This window comes from Enterobacter cloacae complex sp. IR5418, from assembly GCF_049238105.1.
GTDB classification, from domain to species: Bacteria; Pseudomonadota; Gammaproteobacteria; order Enterobacterales; family Enterobacteriaceae; genus Enterobacter; species Enterobacter hormaechei.
Genome location: NZ_JBMKHS010000016.1, coordinates 16,624 through 36,971, shown reverse-complemented (window position 1 = coordinate 36,971; position 20,348 = coordinate 16,624). Strand labels below are relative to the sequence as shown.

The 20,348-nt window shown below is 58.5% G+C and carries 14 protein-coding genes; 10 read left to right on the top strand and 4 right to left on the bottom strand.

Translation table 11 applies throughout. The features are described from left to right. Positions 1 to 51 precede the first annotated feature (51 nt). Positions 52 to 2,832 carry a flavocytochrome c gene (locus ACOTX7_RS13740; RefSeq protein ID WP_047353409.1) on the bottom strand — a complete coding sequence of 927 codons (2,781 nt, stop codon included), beginning with the start codon at positions 2,830 to 2,832 and terminating at the stop codon, positions 52 to 54. Between the two features lie 608 nt (positions 2,833 to 3,440). Between ACOTX7_RS13740 and ACOTX7_RS13735 the strand changes: the two genes are divergently transcribed. Together ACOTX7_RS13735 and fumA are read left to right on the top strand one after the other, a co-directional pair. Then, the gene (locus ACOTX7_RS13735) at positions 3,441 to 4,949 is read left to right on the top strand and encodes an anion permease (protein WP_006811177.1); all 1,509 of its coding nucleotides are present in this window, start codon (positions 3,441 to 3,443) and stop codon (positions 4,947 to 4,949) included. A 53-nt stretch (positions 4,950 to 5,002) separates the two neighbouring features. After that, complete coding sequence (gene fumA / locus ACOTX7_RS13730; protein ID WP_221256191.1) at positions 5,003 to 6,652, top strand: class I fumarate hydratase FumA; 1,650 nt, start codon at positions 5,003 to 5,005, stop codon at positions 6,650 to 6,652. Here fumA and ACOTX7_RS13725 read toward each other — a convergent pair. Then, positions 6,641 to 7,546 carry a LysR family transcriptional regulator gene (locus ACOTX7_RS13725; RefSeq protein WP_221257268.1) on the bottom strand — a complete coding sequence of 302 codons (906 nt, stop codon included), beginning with the start codon at positions 7,544 to 7,546 and terminating at the stop codon, positions 6,641 to 6,643. The genes fumA and ACOTX7_RS13725 overlap by 12 nt on opposite strands. Before the next feature lie 95 nt (positions 7,547 to 7,641). On the opposite strand from ACOTX7_RS13725, the gene ACOTX7_RS13720 reads away from it, so the two are divergent. The 3 genes from ACOTX7_RS13720 to ACOTX7_RS13710 all read left to right on the top strand — a co-directional run bounded on the left by ACOTX7_RS13720 (position 7,642) and on the right by ACOTX7_RS13710 (position 11,294). Next, a complete protein-coding gene (locus ACOTX7_RS13720) occupies positions 7,642 to 8,937 on the top strand; it encodes a serine hydrolase domain-containing protein (RefSeq protein ID WP_221256192.1) in 1,296 nt (431 codons plus the stop codon). Positions 8,938 to 9,197: 260 nt separating this feature from the next. Further along, positions 9,198 to 10,499 (top strand): MFS transporter, encoded by a 1,302-nt coding sequence (locus ACOTX7_RS13715; RefSeq protein ID WP_221256193.1) that lies wholly within the window; start codon positions 9,198 to 9,200, stop codon positions 10,497 to 10,499. A gap of 6 nt (positions 10,500 to 10,505) precedes the next feature. Beyond that, complete coding sequence (locus ACOTX7_RS13710; protein WP_221256194.1) at positions 10,506 to 11,294, top strand: substrate-binding domain-containing protein; 789 nt, start codon at positions 10,506 to 10,508, stop codon at positions 11,292 to 11,294. Here the strand turns inward: ACOTX7_RS13710 and ACOTX7_RS13705 are convergent. Beyond that, positions 11,266 to 12,168 carry a LysR family transcriptional regulator gene (locus tag ACOTX7_RS13705; RefSeq protein WP_221256195.1) on the bottom strand — a complete coding sequence of 301 codons (903 nt, stop codon included), beginning with the start codon at positions 12,166 to 12,168 and terminating at the stop codon, positions 11,266 to 11,268. The genes ACOTX7_RS13710 and ACOTX7_RS13705 overlap by 29 nt on opposite strands. Positions 12,169 to 12,434: 266 nt before the next feature. Between ACOTX7_RS13705 and mtfA the strand changes: the two genes are divergently transcribed. Beyond that, positions 12,435 to 13,232, top strand: coding sequence for a DgsA anti-repressor MtfA (mtfA, locus tag ACOTX7_RS13700; protein WP_006811184.1), 798 nt, complete (start codon positions 12,435 to 12,437; stop codon positions 13,230 to 13,232). On the opposite strand, the gene ACOTX7_RS13695 is transcribed toward mtfA, so the two are convergent. Next, the gene (locus ACOTX7_RS13695) at positions 13,229 to 14,437 is read right to left on the bottom strand and encodes an MFS transporter (RefSeq protein WP_221812934.1); all 1,209 of its coding nucleotides are present in this window, start codon (positions 14,435 to 14,437) and stop codon (positions 13,229 to 13,231) included. The genes mtfA and ACOTX7_RS13695 overlap by 4 nt on opposite strands. Positions 14,438 to 14,575: 138 nt before the next feature. Here ACOTX7_RS13695 and ACOTX7_RS13690 point away from each other — a divergent pair, with 138 nt between their 5' ends. The 4 genes from ACOTX7_RS13690 to ACOTX7_RS13675 are packed head-to-tail and all read left to right on the top strand — an operon-like array spanning position 14,576 to position 20,326. Then, positions 14,576 to 16,318, top strand: a complete 1,743-nt coding sequence (locus tag ACOTX7_RS13690; RefSeq protein WP_221256197.1) for an IucA/IucC family protein — start codon at positions 14,576 to 14,578, stop codon at positions 16,316 to 16,318. After that, entirely contained in the window at positions 16,318 to 17,265 is a 948-nt protein-coding gene (locus ACOTX7_RS13685; RefSeq protein WP_221256198.1) for a GNAT family N-acetyltransferase, read from the top strand. Before ACOTX7_RS13690 ends, ACOTX7_RS13685 begins: the two co-directional genes overlap by 1 nt. Further along, positions 17,262 to 19,004, top strand: coding sequence for an aerobactin synthase IucC (iucC, locus tag ACOTX7_RS13680; protein WP_313771841.1), 1,743 nt, complete (start codon positions 17,262 to 17,264; stop codon positions 19,002 to 19,004). Before ACOTX7_RS13685 ends, iucC begins: the two co-directional genes overlap by 4 nt. After that, a complete protein-coding gene (locus ACOTX7_RS13675) occupies positions 19,001 to 20,326 on the top strand; it encodes a lysine N(6)-hydroxylase/L-ornithine N(5)-oxygenase family protein (protein WP_214591881.1) in 1,326 nt (441 codons plus the stop codon). The genes iucC and ACOTX7_RS13675 overlap by 4 nt, the downstream gene beginning before the upstream one ends. Positions 20,327 to 20,348: the final 22 nt, after the last annotated feature.

The window sequence follows — 20,348 nt, the reverse complement described above, 5'->3', positions numbered from 1 at the left end:
GTCCTCATATGTAGCCCCGGCAGGCACCGCGCCGCCGGGGAAACAGGAGCCTTACCGTGTTTTCGAACGCATAGCCGCCTGATGTCCTGCAAGCGTACCAAAAATAATGATATCTGCCACCGCGTTACCGCCGATACGGTTGCCGCCGTGGATCCCGCCGACCACTTCACCCGCCGCAAATGCTCCCGGCAGCACGTTGTGGTTGCTGTCCAGCACGCAGGTATCGGTGTTGATGGTCACGCCGCCCATGGTGTGGTGCACACCAGGCGCAATCTGAATGGCGTAGAACGGCCCTTCGTTGATTGGCGCACGCAGCGCGGTGGTGCGGCCAAAATCATCGTCGTGCTGTTTTTCCACAAAGCCGTTGTAACGCTCAAGCGTTGCCAGGAACTGGTGGTGATCCATCCCCAGCGCTTCCGCCAGCGCTTTCGGCGAGCTGGCGCTGGTGACAAAACCTTTCGCGATGTACTCATCCGCGGCTTTGTTTTTGGCGCGAACATGCTCATCAAAGACGATGTAAGCGTATTTCTCCGGCAGCGCGATGATCTGCGCCGAGACTTTATCGCGGGTCGACATTTCGTTGTAGAAGCGGTTGCCCTGCTGATTGACCAGAATCGCCCCGCCGCCGCGGATGGATTCGGAAATCAGATACGACGTTTTCTGCTCAACGGTGGGGTGGATCTGAATTTCACCCATATCGACAGTGCCAGCCCCGATACGTTCCAGCAGCGCGATACCGCCGCCTGTTGCGCCTTTGTGGTTGGTGGTCACAAACCCTTCCAGATCCGGGCGGTATTTCACGACCATCTGGCTGTTGGCGCTGAAGCCGCCGGTCGCGACAATTACGCTTTTGGTTGCCACATTGACGGTTTCGTTCTCTTCGGTGGTCAGACGCACGCCTGTCACCTCGCCGTTTTCGAAAAGGATGTCGCTGACGGACGTATCCAGCATCACCTCAATGTTGCGTTTGTTGACGTTACGCACCAGGCCGCTGATCAGATACCCGCCCACTGCGGAACCGTCTTTCGGACGGTGCGTACGGTCAATGCTCATCCCGCCGGTGGTGGTGATGTCGTTCAGCATGATGCCGCGCGTGGCCAGCCACTCAATGGCCTGCGGCGCGTTCTCGACAAAGCGGCGCAGCAGCTCCGGGTTGTTCTTGTTGCCGCCGCCTTTCAGGCTTTCCTGGTAGAACAGCTCTTTGCTGTCCTGAATGCCCTTCACGCGCTGGAAGCGGGTCTCTGCCGCGTTCATCCCGGCAGAGGCTTTAATGGTGTTCCCGCCGATGGTAGGCATTTTCTCGACGATCAGTACGCTCGCGCCTTCGTCGTGGGCCTGAATGGCCGCCGCCAGACCGGCACCGCCGCTGCCGACCACGACAACATCTACGCTTCGGGTTTCGTTCGGGTCCGCGCCCTCTTCTGCCGCCAGCGCTTTGCTGGATTTCAGCATCGCTTTAGAGACCGCTTTCTTCACCGCCTCGCTCTGGCTGGTGGCGCCAGTGATCGCGTCCACGTGCGGGGTGTTAGCGTCCAGAATGCGGGTACGGATCTCCTCGAAACTGGTGACAAAGGCCACGTCTTCGCTCGGGCCAGAGGCCAGTTCGATATCGGCGATGCGGTCGGTTTCAAGGCTGACGTTAATCACCAGTTCACTGGTGTCGTCCTGCACTTTTTCCGTGAAGGTGCCCGGTTTGAATTTAGATTCGCCCATGCTCATGTCGCGGATCATCGCTTCCACCAGCGAGAAGCGCCACAGCGGTTCAGGGATGCTCAGTTCTTCGCGTTTGGTGCTGTCCATAAACAGCTCCAGGCTTTCACCCGCCGCAATGCGGTCGGTCCAGTCCGGGTAGGCGATAGTGGCGCGACCGACGGCAATCAGGTCGTAACCGTGATCCAGCGCGTCGTTCACATCTGAAGCATTCACCACGCCGCCGACGCCCATCACCGGCACCTGCGCCAGCGTCTCAGAGCGCATCGCGCGGTATTTTTCGATAAGCGGCGTCGGATCCTGGGTGTCGACAATAGAAGGACGCAGGGTGGCCCCCACGGAGAAGTGGAGATAGTCCACGCCGCGCGCGGCCAGTTTCTCCAGCAGGTACATGGTGTCCTCAAAGCGGATGCCTGGAACTTCCAGCTCTTCCGGAGAGAAACGGTAGCCAATGATGAACGCATCATCCGCGTACTGGCGCACCATCTTGTGGGTGATGTCCAGCACCGCCAGCGGGAACTTCGCGCGGTTGTCGCGGCTGCCGCCCCACTCGTCGTCGCGCTGGTTGGAATTTGGGGAGTAGAACTGCTGGATCAGATAGGTGTTGGCCCCGTGGATTTCCACGCCGTCGAAGCCAGCCTGAATTGCGCGGCGTACGGCTTCGCCAAACTTGCCGATCATACCTTCCACTTCTTCTGCGGTCAGGGCAACCGGCGTCGCGGCACCGTCACGCGGTGCGGCAACGGCGCTTGGGCCAACCGGCGTGCGCCCACCAATCAGTTTTGGGTCGACCATGCGGCCGCCGTGGTAGATTTGCAGCAGCGCTTTGGAACCTTTTGACTTGATGGCGTCAGCGATTTTTGCCAACCCGGCGATTTTCTCGTCGTTATCAATACCAATTGCGCCCGGGAACGCCAGGCCGAGGTCGTCCACAAAACAGCACTCAACGATAATGGTGCCGATGCTGCCCGCGCGGGCGCGGTAGTACTCCACCAGCTCGCTGGTCACGGTGCCATCGTAATAACCGGTACAGGTTGTCATCGGGGCCATTAACAAACGGTTTTTGAGTTCAGTACCATTCGGTAATGTGAAGGGGCTTAAAATACGTTCGTTAGTGCTCATAATAGAAACTCCAAACTTTAAAAATTAAGAATTCGTTATCGGGATGATTTTTTATTTCGTGTTCTTTGCCGATGTCATGATAGTAATATAAAGCTTTTTTTAGTTTCTAAAGCCATTACGTTAGTTAATAAACTATTTAATCCCTTCGATAACATTAATAACACATTGGTGTTAGCGGGATTGTTTCACCTGTTCACAATAATTTAAAAAACGTTAAATTAATAAAGGTCAAACCAATGCACCATAAACAATAAAAACCCTCATAAAACAAAACTTAAAAATAACACCAGATTTTAAATGTTATAGTTTTGATACGTAAAATGTGCAAAACCAGCGAATAACCACACTACTCCGAGTGGTTATTATAAAAAGTATAAAAAAAGGCATTCAGTTCCGTTTATTTGATCGCGATCAATAGTTATGACATCCAAAAGAGCAATATAAAAACATCATCATTTTTTATTTAGCGCAAACAAAAATGCGTTAAATCGCTATTACTGAAAACACAAAACCGCACCTTAAATAACTAAAAAAAGCAAAGTGAATAAAGAAATCGAAAGTGTGTTTTCGCTGTACGACGAATTTTTGACAACTTAAGACGTGAAACTATGAATACAAAAACTGCTGTAACGCCTCCTGCGGCGAATCTGGCATCAAATGGAACAGCAAAACGACTGCTGATGATGGCTCTGCCCGTCATTGTTGCCGTCCTGCTGTTGTTTGTCCCCGTTCCGGAAGGGCTGCCGCCTTATGCGTGGCACTACTTCGCCATCTTTGTCGGCGTCATCGTCGGGTTGATCTTCGAACCGCTGCCGGGCGCGGTGATCGGTCTTACCGGCGTCGTGGCGATTGCCCTGTGCAGCCAGTGGGTGCTGTTCAGCCCCGATCAGCTGGCCGACCCAAAATTCAAGCTGGCGGGCGCCTCCTTTAAATGGGCGGTAAGCGGATTTGGTAACTCCACCGTCTGGCTGATTTTCGGTGCCTTTATGTTCGCCGCGGGCTACGACAAAACCCGCTTCGGCCGCCGTCTGGCGCTGATTCTGGTGAAATATCTTGGCCGTCGCAGCCTGACGCTCGGCTACGCCATTACCTTCGCGGATCTGCTGCTGGCCCCGTTCACCCCGTCCAACACCGCGCGCAGCGGCGGGACCATCTACCCGATTATTGCCAACCTGCCGCCGCTGTACGGTTCAAAACCCAATGACCCAAGCGCGCGCAAAATCGGTTCGTATCTGATGTGGGTGGCGATCACCGCGGCCTGTATCACCAGCTCGATGTTCCTTTCCGCCCTGGCACCTAACCTGCTGGCGCTGGCGCTGGTGAAAAGCACCGTCGGGATTGATATCTCCTGGGGGACCTGGTTCCTCGCCTTCCTGCCGCTGGGTATCCTGCTGATCCTGACCATGCCGCTGCTGGCCTACTGGTTCTACCCGCCGGAAGTGAAAGTGAACAACGAAGTACCGCTGTGGGCGACTCGTGAACTGGAAAAACTGGGCAAACTGTCGCGCAATGAGATCCTGCTGCTGGTGTTTGTCTGCTGTGCGCTGCTGATGTGGATCTTCGCCGCGGCGTGGATTGAGCCAGCGATGGCGGCCCTGCTCATTGTCGGCCTGATGCTGTGGACCGGCGTGCTGGAGTGGAACGATATCACCGGTAACAAAGCCGCGTGGAACACCTTCGTCTGGTTCGCTACCCTGGTGGCGCTGGCGGATGGCCTCTCTTCTACCGGCTTCATTAGCTGGCTGGGTAAAGAAGGCGGCCTGCTGATGAGCGGCATCTCTCCGGGCGTGGCGACCATTATTCTGCTGCTGGCGTTCTACCTGCTGCACTACCTGTTTGCCAGCACCACCGCGCATACCACGGCGCTGCTGCCTGCGATGCTGACCATCGCCTCCACCATTCCGGGCATGAATATGGACGTGTTCGTCCTGCTGATGGTGACCTCGCTGGGCGTAATGGGGATCATCACCCCGTACGGTACAGGTCCAAGCCCGATTTACTACGGTAGCGGCTACCTGCCAACCAAAGACTACTGGCGCCTCGGCACCATCTTCGGTGCCATCTTCCTGGCGGCCCTGCTGCTGATTGGCTATCCGTGGATGTCCATGATGTTCTGATTCCTGACCGCCGGACTTCTCCTCCGGCGGTTTTATTTTTGTGGAGCAATACTATGTCGAATAAACCGTTTTTTTATCAGAACCCCTTCCCGCTTTCCCATGACGACACCGAATACTATCTGCTGACCAAAGAGCATGTCTCCGTTGCCGAGTTCGACGGTCAGGAAGTGCTGAAAGTGGAGCCGGAAGCGCTGACCCTGCTGGCACAGCAGGCCTTCCACGATGCGGCGTTTATGCTGCGCACCTCTCACCAGAAGCAGGTTGCGGCCATTCTGAGCGACCCGGAAGCCAGCGAGAATGATAAGTACGTTGCCCTGCAATTCCTGCGCAACTCCGAGATTGCGGCGAAAGGCGTGCTGCCTACGTGTCAGGATACCGGCACGGCAATCATTATGGGTAAGAAAGGCCAGCGCGTCTGGACCGGCGGCGGCGATGAAGCGGCGCTGAGTCAGGGCGTGTATAACACCTATATTGAAGACAACCTGCGCTACTCGCAGAATGCGGCGCTGGATATGTATAAAGAGGTGAACACCGGCACCAACCTGCCCGCGCAGATCGACCTCTACAGCGTGGACGGGGACGAATACAAATTCCTGTGCATGGCAAAAGGCGGCGGCTCTGCCAACAAAACCTACCTCTATCAGGAAACCAAAGCGCTGATCACCCCGGCGAAGCTGAAAAATTATCTGGTTGAGAAGATGCGTACCCTGGGCACCGCAGCCTGCCCGCCTTACCATATCGCCTTCGTTATCGGCGGCACCTCCGCAGAAGCGACGCTGAAAACCGTCAAGCTCGCTTCCACCCGCTACTACGACGCGCTGCCAACCGAAGGCAACGCGCACGGTCAGGCGTTCCGCGACGTTCAGCTGGAACAGGAACTGCTTCAGGAAGCGCAAAACCTCGGCCTTGGCGCGCAGTTTGGCGGGAAATACTTCGCCCACGACATCCGCGTCATCCGTCTGCCGCGCCACGGTGCCTCCTGCCCAATCGGGATGGGTGTCTCCTGCTCCGCTGACCGCAACATCAAAGCGAAGATCAACCGCGACGGGATCTGGATTGAGAAGCTGGAGTACAACCCGGGCCAGTACATTCCTGAATCTCTCCGCCAGCAGGGGGAAGGCGACGTGGTAAGCATCGATCTGAACAAGCCGATGCACGACATTCTGGCGCAGCTTTCCGCGCACCCGGTCTCTACCCGCCTGTCGCTGAACGGCACCATTATCGTGGCGCGCGACATCGCCCATGCGAAACTGAAAGAGCTGCTCGATAACGGCGAAGCCCTGCCGCAGTACGTGAAAGATCACCCGATTTACTATGCAGGCCCGGCCAAAACGCCGGAAGGTTACGCCTCTGGCTCCTTAGGCCCAACCACCGCCGGACGTATGGACTCCTACGTGGACCTGCTGCAATCCCACGGTGCAAGCATGATCATGCTGGCCAAAGGCAACCGCAGCCAGCAGGTCACCGACGCCTGCCATAAACACGGCGGCTTCTACCTCGGCAGCATCGGCGGCCCGGCGGCAGTGCTGGCGCAAAACAGCATCAAGAGCCTGGAGTGCGTGGCGTATCCCGAACTGGGTATGGAAGCGATCTGGAAAATTGAGGTAGAAAACTTCCCGGCGTTTATCCTGGTGGATGACAAAGGCAACGACTTCTTCCAGCAGATCCAGAACAAACAGTGCCAGGGATGCTCACAGCGCTGAGCTTTTCCATAACGCCGGAAGCAGCGACAGCGTCTCATTGATCACCCCGCGCTTGTCGCTGCCTGGCTTCCAGATAGTGACCATCGTCTGACTTATCCCCTGGCTGCCCACTTCGGTGGGCAGCCTTTTAACGTTTTGCCACTGCGTCGCGTGAAGATGGGTCGGCAAAAAGCCCCAGCCGCCCCCCTGCTCCAGCAGGCCACGCAGCATCTCCAGCTCGTTAGTGAAAAGCGTATGCCCTGAAATTTGCAGGCGACGGGCAACCGGCTCGTCTGAGGCGGCATGCATAATGATCTGCGGAACCAGAGAGAGATCGAGCAGCGACACCGGCGACGGTGCCTTCGCAAACAGCGCCGTGGCGGCGTAAAAATCCATTTCGATCGCCCCCAGCGCTCGCCACTCCATCTCATTGCCCACGCTGCGGTTGCGCGCCTGGCAGATCCCCACATCGGCCTGACCGTTTGCCAGCATCGCTTCTGCCTCATCGCGCGATGCGCTGGTCAGGCTCAGGCGAATGTTTTTCGCCGCCAGTGTGGCAATCAGCGCCTGTAAAAAGGCTCTGGGGGTGAATGGATCGTAAACGAGGGCAATCTCCTGCGTGGCGCTGTCCGGCACAGTTCTGGCAAACGCCTCAAACGCTTTGACCTGCAGCATCAGCAGGTGCGCCTGCCGCTGAAGCTGCTCCCCCTCCGGCGTCAGGCGCAGGCTGCGCCCCTCCCGCAGGAACAGAGCGTAGCCCAGCCCATCTTCCATGAAATCGATCAGATCCCGCAGGGTAGTACGATCTTTGCCGAGTTTACTGGCCGCCTTCATCAGGCTGCCGTGCTCAGCGACGGCGGTGAACGCCTCAAGCTGGGCAAAGGAATAGATCAGTGATGCCACGTCATTCTCCACGCAATTTTTGCGGGGGATTTTCCCCCATAACGCGCTTTTTATTATAGAGCGCGGGTTCTTAAACTGAAGTCCTTCCTGAGCCATACGAGATAAAGATGAAAATCAAAACAAACCGCACGCTGCTCGCGGCGCTGGTTGTCAGCAGCCTGCTCTCGCCCGCCGTTTTCGCGGCCTGCAACGGTACCGACCTCACCACCTGCCCGGCACCTTTCGATGCCAGACTCCCGGACGCGCATACTATGCTCACCTGGAGCCAGGCCGATCGCGTGGTGGGCTTTCGCAATGACTACCGCAACTACGCGGGGGATGTGTTCCGCCACGGCAACGCTACGCCGCTGCTGCCCGCAGAAAAACCGCTCACCGATGCCCGCTATCAGGTGAAGGGTAAGATTTACAATCTTCAGGATTACCTGAAACGCCAGAACGTCAGCGGCATGCTGGTGCTGAAAAATGGCAAAGTCGCCTATAAATATCTCGGAGAAGGCAATACCGACTCAACGCTCTGGACGTCGCGCTCCGTGGGCAAATCCGTGGTTTCCGCGCTGGTGGGGGTTGCAATTAAAGAAGAGAAAATCCACTCCCTGGACGACCTTATTACCCAATACGAACCGGATTTAAAAGGCACCGCCTGGGAGGGTGTAACGCTGAAACAGCTCATCACCCACACCTCTGGCGTGGCGTGGAGTGAAGATTACACCAACCCGCAATCTGACTTCGCCCGGCTTACCGAATGCGAAGCGAAACCGGGAACCTACGACTGCGTGCGCGCCCTGGTGAAGGGATTACACCGCGAACACCCGGCGGGTGAAAACTGGTCCTATTCCTCGGGTGGCGCCTGGCTGTTAGGCGATGTGCTTGAGCGCGCCACCGGCATGACGCTCGCGGCGTATCTGGAGAAGACCATCTGGCAGCCGTACGGCATGGCGAGCGACGGCGTGTGGCATGCCTACAGCAAAGGCCAGCACGACGTGGGCGCGCATGGGTTTAACGCCACGCTGGAAGACTGGGGGCGTTTCGGGGAGTTTATCCTGCATAACGGTACGCTGCCGGACGGAAAGCCGATCCTCCCCGACGGCTGGGTGAAACAGTCCTCCACCTGGACGCAGGCCAAAGGGTCGGTGTCCGCCGCGCATCCAAAGGGCTTGTACGGCTACCAGTGGTGGAACAACGAAGTGCCGGTCACCGCCACACACGTGGAGCCGACAGCCGAAAATTCGCTGAAGGATTCTCTCTGGGCGCTGGGCATTTTTGGTCAGATGATCATGGTTAATCAGAAAGAAAATCTGGTTATCGTCCAGTGGTCCACCTGGCCGCAGGCAGAGCCGTCATTCAGCGCCCAGCCGCTGGAAGCATCGCTGATGTTTAGCGCGATTGCGAACGCGCTGCGCTGATTATCCCAAGCCAGGCCCCCGCCTGGCTTCTGCCTGCGCGATGTCACAAAACAGCGATATCAGCAACTTAGCGAAATCGGGTAAATGAAAGATCACCAAAATGTTAAGTTATTGTTGCATATGTAAATCCTGGTCAACAGATTGTCATTAATGCACGACACGCATCAGTTCATGCGCTATTTGCGCTTATTAATTTCCGCTTCCTGATCCAGTTTTCAGAAACAGACGAGCATAACGTCACTATAAAACTGGAGATAATCATGGTTTCCTCAACCTCACCTGCAACGGTTCGTGCGAAAGCGGGCGCGATTTTTCGCGTCACATCGGGCAACTTTCTTGAGCAATTCGACTTCTTTCTGTTCGGCTTTTATGCCACCTACATCGCCCACACGTTCTTTCCGGCGAGCAGTGAATTTGCGTCGCTGATGATGACCTTCGCCGTCTTTGGCGCAGGCTTCCTGATGCGTCCCATTGGGGCCATTGTCCTGGGGGCTTACATTGATAAAGTGGGTCGCCGTAAAGGGCTGATCGTCACCCTGTCGATTATGGCCGCCGGAACGTTTCTGATTGTGCTGATCCCTTCTTATCAGAGCATTGGCCTGTTGGCACCGCTGCTGGTGCTGACCGGACGCCTGTTACAGGGTTTTTCCGCAGGCGCCGAGCTGGGCGGGGTTTCGGTTTATCTGGCGGAGATCGCCACGCCGGGCCGCAAAGGTTTTTACACCAGCTGGCAGTCGGGGAGCCAGCAGGTCGCCATTATGATCGCAGCGGCGATGGGCTTCGCCCTGAATGTGGTGCTGGAGGAGAGTGCCATTCGCGAATGGGGCTGGCGTATCCCGTTCCTGTTTGGCTGTCTGATTGTGCCGTTCATCTTTTTCCTGCGCCGCAAGCTGGAGGAGACCGAGGAATTCAGCGCCCGTCGCCACCATCTGGCGATGCGTCAGGTCTTCTCGACGCTGCTCGCTAACTGGCAGGTTGTCTTCGCGGGCATGCTGATGGTAGCGATGACCACCACCGCGTTTTACCTGATCACCGTTTACGCACCGACCTTCGGTAAAAAAGTCCTGATGCTGAGCGCGTCGGACAGCCTGCTGGTGACGCTGCTGGTGGCGGTATCTAACTTCATCTGGCTGCCGGTGGGCGGCGCGCTGTCGGACCGCTTCGGGCGTAAACCGGTGCTGATCGCCATGACGCTGCTGGCGCTGGCGACCAGCTATCCGGCGCTGACGATGCTGGCCGCAGCCCCGAGCTTCTCCATGATGCTGACCGTGCTGCTGTGGCTCTCTTTCCTCTACGGCCTGTATAACGGCGCGATGATCCCGGCCCTGACGGAGATCATGCCAACAGAGGTGCGTGTGGCGGGCTTCTCGCTGGCTTACAGCCTGGCAACGGCGGTGTTTGGCGGTTTCACGCCGGTCATTTCAACCGCCTTAATTGAGTACACCGGAGACAAAGCCTCCCCGGGCTACTGGATGAGCTTTGCCGCCGTTTGCGCCCTGCTGGCGACGCTCTATCTCTATCGCCGTCGCACGTTAACCCTGCAAACCGCCGTTGAGGAGTGATTCATTATGCTTACATTCAGAACGGTGATTACCGCCCTGACTTTCGCCACCCTCAGTGCGGGCGCGCTTGCACAGGATGTGACGGTGATGATTTCTGGCGGCTTCAAGGCCGCCCTGGAGAAGCTGGCGCCGCAGTACGAAGCAAAAAGCGGGGACAGGATCGTTTTGATCTCCGGCCCGTCGATGGGCAAAACGCCGCAGGCCATTCCGGCCCGGCTCGCCCGGGGCGAAAAAGCGGACGTGGTGATTATGGTGGGCGATGCGCTGGCGAAACTGGAACAGGATCGCAGGACGGCGCCAGGCTCCCGCGTGGAGCTGGCGGATTCACCCGTCGGCATGGTCGTCAGGGCGGGCGCGCCAGTGCCGGATATCAGTACGGTGCCCGCCCTGCGGCAAACGCTGCTGAAGGCACATTCCATGGCTTATTCCGACAGCGCCAGCGGCCGGTATGTTGAGAGCGAGCTGTTTCGTAAGCTGGGCATCGACGGTCAGGTTCACGATAAAGCGCACCGGGTTGAGCGCATTCCGGTGGCGTCTGAAGTGGCTAAAGGGAAATACGATCTCGGCTTTCAGCAGGTGAGCGAACTTCTGCCGGTACCGGGGGTGACGTTTGTGGGTAAGTTGCCTGACGACATGCAGTACATTACCCGTTTCGCCGGAGCCGTAACGCAGAAGGCCGACCATCCTGAACAGGGGAAAGCGTTGCTGGCCTTTCTCTCCTCGCCACAGGCCGTCAGCGTCATCACGGCAACGGGCTTAATGCCCGTCAGTGCAACTCGCGATACTGCTCAGTGATCAGCGTTTCCAGTTCGGCAGCAATATAGGACTGGATCCGCCCGCGACGGCGAATCAGCCCCACGGTTCGCCTGACCTCTGGCTCGATCAAAGGCACCGACGTCAGCAATGAATGCTCTGCGCGGGGCATCGACATAGCGGGAACGGCCGCAATGCCGATGCCCGCTTCCACCATCCCCAGCATGGTCGTTACGTGCCGCGTTTCGCATATACTGGGGCGCTCAGGCCGAATATGCCCGACCCGCTGGTCGAGAAGATTGCGGTTGCCAGAGGTCTTATCCAGACCGATATAATCCTGCTGATAAAAAGCCTGCCACGTCAGGCTTTTTCTTTTTGCAAGCGGGCTGTCTCGTCGGCAGGCGGCGACGTAGACGTCCTCCACCAGCGGGACAAACTCGATGTCGGGTTGCAAACTTTGTGCAAAGCAGATACCGAAATCGGCCTGTCCGCGGGTAACGGCCTCGATGACATTTCCGGCGCTGCTGTCGATCAGTTTTATGCGTACGCGGGGGTAACGGGACTGAAAGCGGCGGATCACATCCGGCATAAAGTAACAGGCGGCTGACGGCACCGTCGCCACGGTGATCAGCCCCGTGCGCTCCTCGCTGGCTTTATCGATATCCGAAAGCATGGATTCCACATCGGCAAGCAGTTGCCCGCACCGGTCGGCAAAGGTCTGACCATACAGGGTCAGCGTGACGCGCCGGGTGGTTCTGTCGAATAGTTTTGCCCCCAGTGCCGCCTCCAGCTTTTCAATTCTGCGACTCAACGCCGACTGGGAAAGGCAGATAGACTCTGCCGCAAGACGGAAATTGCCGTACTCCAGCAGTGCGCGGAAGGCGTAGAGATCGTTGAGGTCAAAATTGACGGGCATACTGACGGGATCCTTAAGCACGGTAGAGTAAGAAGAGATTTATCATAGCCGCGCACGACATACTTCACAAAATGAAGGGGATACCCCTAAAGCGCTATCAACCTGACGGCACATAGTGATAGTTTATGCGGGCTGGATTCCTCTTAAACAGGCTGCCAGTCTGCAAACAGCCGAAGAGGAGTGTCATACTGCTAAACAGTGTATGTTGGCATGCTAACAGCCCCTGACCTTTCCATTTTGTTCACGTGCGAGTAACGAGCAAAGCGATGATTAAGTGGCCCTGGAAAACGAACGAAGCTGGTCGAAATATGGCGCTGCCCTGGGATGAGGCTCTGGCGATCCCCGTGCTGGCGAATCTCTTGCCTGAAGAGCAATCCAGGCTGATTCAGCTGGCCGAGCGTTTTTTACAGCAAAAACGGCTGGTGCCGCTACAGGGCTTCGAACTGGATCCGCTTAAAAATTCGCGAATCGCCCTGCTATTCTGCTTGCCGGTGCTGGAGTTAGGCATCGAGTGGCTGGATGGCTTCCACGAAGTGCTGATCTACCCGGCGCCGTTTATCGTCGATGATGAGTGGGAGGATGACATCGGTCTGGTGCATAACCAGCGTATGGTGCAGTCAGGACAAAGCTGGCAGCAAGGGCCGATAATCCTCAACTGGCTGGATATTCAGGATTCGTTTGATGCCTCGGGCTTCAACCTGATCGTTCACGAGGTGGCGCATAAGCTGGATACCCGCAACGGCGATCGCGCCAGCGGCGTGCCGCTGATCCCCCTGCGTGAAGTCGCGGGATGGGAGCACGACCTGCACGCGGCGATGGAAAACATCCAGGATGAGATAGACCTGGTGGGCGAAAGTGCGGCCAGCATTGATGCCTACGCCGCGACCGATCCCGCCGAGTGCTTTGCGGTGCTGTCCGAGTATTTCTTTAGCGCACCTGAGCTTTTCGCCCCACGCTTCCCGGCGTTGTGGCAGCGTTTCTGCCAGTTTTATCAGCAGGATCCGCTCCAGCGTCTGCGGCAAAGTGAGGACGCTGCCAGCACATCCTCTCATCCGTTCCACTAATGTTCAGCAGGGGTACGATCGGTTGATCGTACCCATACGCTCACCGCGAAAAACAGCAGCGCCATTCCCCAGGCGGCAGTAATCAAAAACTGCTCACCGTAAAAGCGCGTCACCACGGGTACCAGCAGTGCGCTGGCCCCGTACCCCAACGTATGGCTGGTGGCGATCACCCCTGCGCCTTTGCCCGTCGTCAGGCGATCGTTGAGCAAAAGCTGATATCCCGGTGTTGCCATAGCGGCCCCCAGTGAGGTGAGGACAATTCCCACGTAGAACAGGGCTAAACTGGCGAGACACATCACCCCAAGCCCCGTCACCATCAGCACCGCGGCAAGCAAGAGTAACCCCCTCGGGCTAAAATGCTGCGGGCGCACCACCAGAAACTGCGCCGCCAGGGTCGCCAGCGCGGCCAGGCTCAGCAGGAGCGCGACATGATGACTGATTTGCACCGCATCACCATTGAATAACGGGTGAAGATGTGGCGAAAGGCCAAGCTGCATCAGGCTGACCAGCGCCGCCAGCAGCAGCGCCAGTATGAGGAAAGGTAGCATAGAGGCCTGTAGCCGCGTCGACTGATGCACCACCGGCGGCAGCGGGGGATCGGCGGCTTCACGCAGCACCAGCAGCAGCGCGATAAACGGCGCCACCGCCATCAGCCAGAGCGGTGCGACCGGGCTGACGCTGAGCATCAGCGCGGCCAGAGGCGGCCCCAGCAGACGCCCGCAGCTCAGGCCAGAGCTTATCGTCGCCAGCGCCGCCATCCGTTTATCCAGCCCCGCGCGTTGAATGGCCCACGTCTGGGCCGCAGGCACCAGCCCCGATACCGTCAGGCCATACAGCATGCGCGACAAAACCAGCCCCGCCATGCCCCAGAAGGCATTCAGCGCGCCGTTTGCCATCGCCCAGACCACCAGCGCCATCACGACGAAGCTGGCCAGGTAACCGCCTAACGAAGCCAGCATCACGACCTTACAGCCGTGTCGCTCACTCTGGCGTCCCCACCAGGGCGAGGCGGGTAAAAAGAGCATTGAGCCGAACATCAACAGCCCGGCCCAGACGGACAGCGATAGTCCGGTCAGAGAGACCAGCTGCGGCAGCATGACCAGCAAACCGTTTTGCCCAATACCTAATAAACCTGCGCCCAGTGCCAGGGGCCAGTTAGCTTTCGGAGCCACAACGTCGGTGAGATTTTCAGTACGGGTGCGCATAAGATTGTGAAGATAATGTCAATAAATGTGTGGAAATTATGAAGTTTGTGAAAACAAATATTGCAAAAATAGTTGCGGCTGTAAACAGAATGAATATCATAACGAGAATTATTATCAGTCATGGAATGAAGTACATCTATGCGTACTCTGCCCCGCTCCGCCGGTACAGATGTTGCGGCCCAGTGTTTTTTGAACGCGCTGCTGCGCGAAACGAAGGACTGGCACTATCTTCCCGCAACCCGTGCGGATGAGTTATCGCAGATTCATATCCCGCTCTCCCCAACCCAGACCATCCGGGTTCCGGTTCGCTATTTCTCCCCCACGCAGCATCACCAGTATCATTTCCCGGCAACGCTGATTCAGGCCGACAGCGACGGCGGTGACGCGGTCACATTTCATCAACTGATTGATTTTATTCTTCAAAAAGAGTCAGTAAAAGGCACTCTGGACGCCGATACGCTGGCTCGCTTCAGGCAGCGCGTTCTGGAAAGCCATACGCATACCTGGCAGGCCATTGATTTACGTCACAACTGGGCAAACCTGCGCGATACGCCGCTGACCTTTGCCGACGCGGAACAGGCGCTGCTGGTCGGCCATGCTTTTCACCCTGCCCCGAAATCGCACGAGCCGTTTAACGAGGCCGAGGCGCGCCGCTATCTGCCAGATTTCGCCTCCCGCTTCCCGCTGCGCTGGTTTGCGGTTGAGCATACGCTGATCGCCGGCGACAGCCTGAATGTCTCTCTGCGGGAACGTCTGCTGCGCTTCGCCGCCCAGAGCGCACCCGAGCTGCTCGGTCATTTCACCGACACCCGCTGGCTGCTGCCGATGCATCCGTGGCAGGCCGACTATCTGCTGGAGCAGGACTGGTGCCAGCGTCTGGCGGAAAACGGTGCCCTGCAAGATCTGGGCGAAGCCGGTGCGCACTGGCTGCCCACCAGCTCCTCCCGCTCGCTGTACAGCGAAACCAACAACGACATGATTAAGTTTTCCCTGAGCGTACGCCTGACCAACTCCGTGCGCACGCTGTCGGTGAAAGAAGTTAAGCGCGGCATGCGCCTGGCACGACTGGCGAAAACGGCACGCTGGCAGGAACTTCAGGCGCGCTACCCGACCATGCGCGTGATGCAGGAAGACGGCTGGGCTGGGCTGCGTGACGAAAACGGCGTCGTTCAGGAAGAGAGCCTGATGGCCCTGCGCGTCAATCTGCTGTTTGATACCCCGGCAACCCAAACCAACGTACTGGTGAGCCTGACCCAGGCCGCACCGGACGGCGGCGACAGCCTGCTGGCGGCGGCGGTGCGCCGTCTGAGCCAGCGTCTGGATCTCCCGCTCGCCCAGGCCGCGCGCTGCTGGCTGGATGCCTACTGCGACCGCGTATTGCTTCCGCTGTTCAGCGCCGAGGCGGACTACGGTCTGGTCCTGCTGGCGCACCAGCAAAATATCCTCGTTGAGATGCAGCAGGATTTCCCCGTTGGGCTGATCTACCGCGACTGCCAGGGCAGCGCCTGGACCGCAGGGGCCGACGCGTGGCTGGAAGAGGCAGGCGAAACCGGGGTAGAAAACCGCTTTGGCGACAGCCAGCTGCTGCGCTACTTCCCGTACTACCTGCTGCTGAACTCCACCCTTGCCGTCACCGCCGCGCTTGCCGCTGCCGGGTTCGACAGCGAAGAGAGCCTGATGTCCCGCGTACGTGACGCGCTGGCGGAACTGCGCAAGACGGCGAAGCAGACCCGCTGCCTCGATTACGTGCTCGACAGCCCGACCTGGAACTGTAAAGGCAACTTCTTCTGTTACCTGCACGATCGCAACGAAAACACCATCGCCGATCCTGCGGTGATCTATTTCGACTTTAGCAACCCGTTTTATAAGGAGAAGGCGTGATGGCCATTGCGAATATCGTCCATTCCGGTTACGGCTTCCGCTGCACATCCACGGAACAAAACCTGCCGCTGACGCTGGGTCTTGACGGCAGCGCGGTGCTGGAGCGTCTGGCCGGGCTACCAGACGGCTGGCTGGTGGACGCCCTCGACCAGCTGTTTGTTGCCGCGCCCGCCCTGACGGGTATTACCCTGCCGTGGGCTGCCTGGCAGGATGAACCGCAGGCGCAGGCGCTGTTTAGCCTGGTTCACGGGGATTATCTGGCGCGCGGCGTTTTCTGGCAGCTGCCGCTGTGGCTGAAAGGCGAACGTCCGCAGGTGAGCGGCGGCATGCAGTTTGATGAGAGCCGTCAGCTGTACTTCCCGGTGCGCCCTCACCGTCCGCAGGGCGAAGTGTATCGCCGTTACGATCCGCAGATTAAGCGCACCCTGAGCTTCCGCGTGGCGGACGTAGCGCTGGATGGCGAGCGTTTTACCCGCTGGATGAACACCCCGCGCGTGAATGCCTTCTGGGAGATGGCGGGGCCGCAGGCAGAACAGGAAAACTACCTGCGTCGCCAGCTCGACTCGACCTGTTGCTACCCTGTTATCGGCTGCTTCGACGACCAGCCGTTCGGCTATTTTGAACTCTACTGGGCGGCAGAAGACCGCATTGGCCGTCACTACCGCTGGCAGCCCTTTGACCGCGGGCTGCACATGCTGGTGGGCGAAGAGAGCTGGCGCGGGGCGCAGTATATCCGCAGCTGGCTGCGCGGCCTCAGCCACTATCTGTATCTCGATGAGCCGCGCACGGCGCGCATTGTGGCGGAACCGCGCTTCGACAACCAGCGTCTGTTCCGCCATCTGGCGTCCGCCGGTTTCGACACGGTGAAAGAGTTCGACTTCCCGCACAAACGCTCCCGTCTCATCATGAGCGAGCGTCACCGCTTCTTCCACGAGGTGGAACTGTGAACGCACTCTGGCAGAAAGTGAACCGCGAGATGGTGGCGAAGATCCTCGCTGAACTGGAATATGAACGCACCCTGCGCGCCGAACCGGTTTCGGCGGACGGCTGGCGCATCAGCATGGGCAACGCGACCTGGCAGTTTTGCGCCACGCGTGGGATCTGGGGCTGGCTGCATATCGACCCTGACACCCTGACCACCACCAGCGGCGCGGCGGTTGAAGCGGAAAACGCGCTGCTGCAACTGGCCACCGTGCTGGAGATGAGCGACGCGCAAACGGCGGAGCACATGGAAGATCTCTACGCCACGCTGCGGGGCGACATGCAGCTGTTGCAGGCGCGTGAAACCCTGGATGCCGATGCGCTGATCCACCTCGACCCGGACGAATTACAGTGTCTGATGCGCGGTCACCCGAAGTTTATTTTCAACAAGGGACGCCGCGGCTGGGGGCTGGATGCGCTACGCCAGTATGCGCCTGAATATTGCGGACGTTTTCGCCTGCACTGGGTCGCCGTTAAGCGCGCGCATCTGGTCTGGAGCAGCGACGCCGATTGTGACATTCACACTCTGCTGTCCAGCGCCATGGATGATGCCGAGCGCGAGCGGTTCAACGCCTGCTGGCAGGGGCTGGATCTGGACGACAGCTGGCTGCCGGTGCCGCTGCACCCGTGGCAGTGGCAGCAAAAAATTGCCATCCATTTCCTGGCGCAGCTCGCGCGCGGCGAAATGGTGGAGCTGGGCGAGTTTGGCGACGAGTATCTTGCCCAGCAGTCCCTGCGCACGCTGACCAATGCCAGCCGTCGCGCGCCGTATGACATCAAGCTGCCGCTGACCATCTACAACACCTCCTGCTATCGCGGCATTCCGGGCAAGTACATTGCCGCCGGTCCGCTGGCCTCGCGCTGGCTTCAGCAACAGTTCGCCAGCGATGCCTCGCTTGCCCGCTCTGGGGCGCAGGTGCTTGGCGAACCCGCTGCCGGGTATCTCTCACATCCGGGCTATGCGGCTCTGCCGAAAGCGCCGTACCGCTATCAGGAGATGCTGGGGGTGATCTGGCGCGAGAACCCATCCTGCTATTTACAGGATGGCGAACAGGCAGTGCTGATGGCGGCGCTGATGGAAACCGATAACCAGGGGCGCCCGCTGATTGACGCGTGGATCAAACGCTCGGGGTTAACCGCTGATGCATGGCTGGACAAGCTGTTTGAGGCGACGGTGATCCCTTTCTATCACCTGCTCTGCCGCTACGGGGTGGCGCTCATCGCCCACGGCCAGAACGTGACGCTGGTGATGAAAGATTACGTTCCACAGCGCATTCTGCTGAAGGATTTCCAGGGTGATATGCGCCTGGTGGATGAAGATTTCCCGCAGGCACAGACCCTGCCGGAACAGGTAAAAGCGGTGACGGCGCGCCTCAGCGCGGAGTACATCATCCACGATCTGCAAACCGGCAACTTTGTCACGGTGCTGCGCTTTATTTCCCGTCTCACCCTGCAAAGCGGCGTGAGCGAAGCCCGCTTCTACCAGATCCTGGCCGGGGTATTACAGCGCTATATGGCCGCCCACCCGGATCTGGCAGAACGCTTCGTGAAGTTCGACCTGTTTAAGCCGCAGATTATTCGCGTGATCCTCAACCCGGTCAAACTGACCTTCTCTGAACACGACGGCGGCAGCCGCATGCTGCCGAACTATGTCTGCGATCTTGATAACCCTCTTTTTCTGGTCTCCCAGGAGTCAGCGCAATGAAAACGTATGATTTCATCGGCATTGGTATCGGTCCGTTCAACCTCAGTATTGCCGCGCTGGCAGAGGGGCTGGACGGTTTTAGCTCGCTGTTTCTTGAACGCAAGCCGCACTTCTCCTGGCATCCGGGAATGATGGTGCCGGACTGCCACATGCAGACCAGCTTCCTGAAGGATCTGGTCAGCGCCGTGGAGCCGACCAACCGCCACAGCTTTCTGAACTACCTGGTGCAGCGCAAAAAGTTCTACCGTTTTCTGACCACCGAGCAGCGCACCGTCTCGCGCGAAGAGTTTGCCGACTACCTGTGCTGGGCGGCGGATAACCTCACGAACCTGGCGTTCAGCCAGCAGGTGCAGCAGGTCCGCTTTGATGAGCAAAACGGCCTGTTTGAGGTCGTGACCCAGCGGGATCGCTTCCTGGCGCGCCACGTCTGCGTGGGGATTGGGAAGCAGATCAATCTGCCCGACTGCGTCACCGCGCAGGACGACACCTGCTTCCACGCCAGCGAAATGATGCTGCGCACGCCGAATTTAGCGGGCAAGCGCGTCACCGTCGTCGGCGGCGGCCAGAGCGGTGCCGATCTGTTTTTGAATATCTTCCGTGGGGAATGGGGCCAGCCGCTGAGCCTCAACTGGGTATCGCGCCGCAACAACTACAACGCGCTGGATGAAGCCGCGTTTGCCAATGAGTATTTCACGCCGGAGTACGTGGACAGCTTCTCCACCCTTGGTGATGACGCCCGTCGTCAGATGCTGCACGAGCAGAAGATGACCTCCGACGGGATCACCACCGAGTCACTTCTGGCGATATACCGCGCCATGTACCACCGCTTCGAAGTATTGCGTGAAAAACCCTGGGCGCACCTGATGCCGTCCCGCTCGGTAACGGCGCTGACGCGCCAGGAAACCGGACATCGCCTCAGCATTCAGCATCACCTGGACGGCGGCCGTGAGCAGCTGGAGAGCGACGTGGTGATTTTCGCCACCGGCTACCGCGCCGTGCAGCCCGCGTTCCTCGCGCCGCTGTCTCATCGCCTGCGTCTGGATGAGGATGAAGCCTTCTGCATCAACAACGATTTCACCCTTGAATGGGACGGCCCGCAGAGCAACCGCCTGTTCGCCGTGAATGCCGGGATGCACCGTCTCGGTATTGCCGAACCCCAGCTCAGCCTGATGGCCTGGCGCGCGGCGCGAATTCTGAATCGCGCCCACGCTGACGAGCCGTTTGAGCTGGCAACCACCCCCGGCGTGATCCACTGGCGGAGCACCACCAGCCCGGAGAGCAGCCAGGTTTTTAAATCATTAATGAAGACCACCGAGTACTGACACACACATTCAGGATCAACAT

Excerpts from the sequence above, each read along its gene's own strand:
- ACOTX7_RS13740 (WP_047353409.1), bottom strand. The coding sequence starts at position 2,832 with ATGAGCACTAACGAACGTATTTTAAGCCCCTTCACATTACCGAATGGT.
- ACOTX7_RS13735 (WP_006811177.1), top strand. The coding sequence starts at position 3,441 with ATGAATACAAAAACTGCTGTAACGCCTCCTGCGGCGAATCTGGCATCA.
- fumA (WP_221256191.1), top strand. The coding sequence starts at position 5,003 with ATGTCGAATAAACCGTTTTTTTATCAGAACCCCTTCCCGCTTTCCCAT.
- ACOTX7_RS13720 (WP_221256192.1), top strand. The coding sequence starts at position 7,642 with ATGAAAATCAAAACAAACCGCACGCTGCTCGCGGCGCTGGTTGTCAGC.
- ACOTX7_RS13715 (WP_221256193.1), top strand. The coding sequence starts at position 9,198 with ATGGTTTCCTCAACCTCACCTGCAACGGTTCGTGCGAAAGCGGGCGCG.
- ACOTX7_RS13710 (WP_221256194.1), top strand. The coding sequence starts at position 10,506 with ATGCTTACATTCAGAACGGTGATTACCGCCCTGACTTTCGCCACCCTC.
- ACOTX7_RS13705 (WP_221256195.1), bottom strand. The coding sequence starts at position 12,168 with ATGCCCGTCAATTTTGACCTCAACGATCTCTACGCCTTCCGCGCACTG.
- mtfA (WP_006811184.1), top strand. The coding sequence starts at position 12,435 with ATGATTAAGTGGCCCTGGAAAACGAACGAAGCTGGTCGAAATATGGCG.
- ACOTX7_RS13695 (WP_221812934.1), bottom strand. The coding sequence starts at position 14,437 with ATGCGCACCCGTACTGAAAATCTCACCGACGTTGTGGCTCCGAAAGCT.
- ACOTX7_RS13690 (WP_221256197.1), top strand. The coding sequence starts at position 14,576 with ATGCGTACTCTGCCCCGCTCCGCCGGTACAGATGTTGCGGCCCAGTGT.
- ACOTX7_RS13685 (WP_221256198.1), top strand. The coding sequence starts at position 16,318 with ATGGCCATTGCGAATATCGTCCATTCCGGTTACGGCTTCCGCTGCACA.
- ACOTX7_RS13675 (WP_214591881.1), top strand. The coding sequence starts at position 19,001 with ATGAAAACGTATGATTTCATCGGCATTGGTATCGGTCCGTTCAACCTC.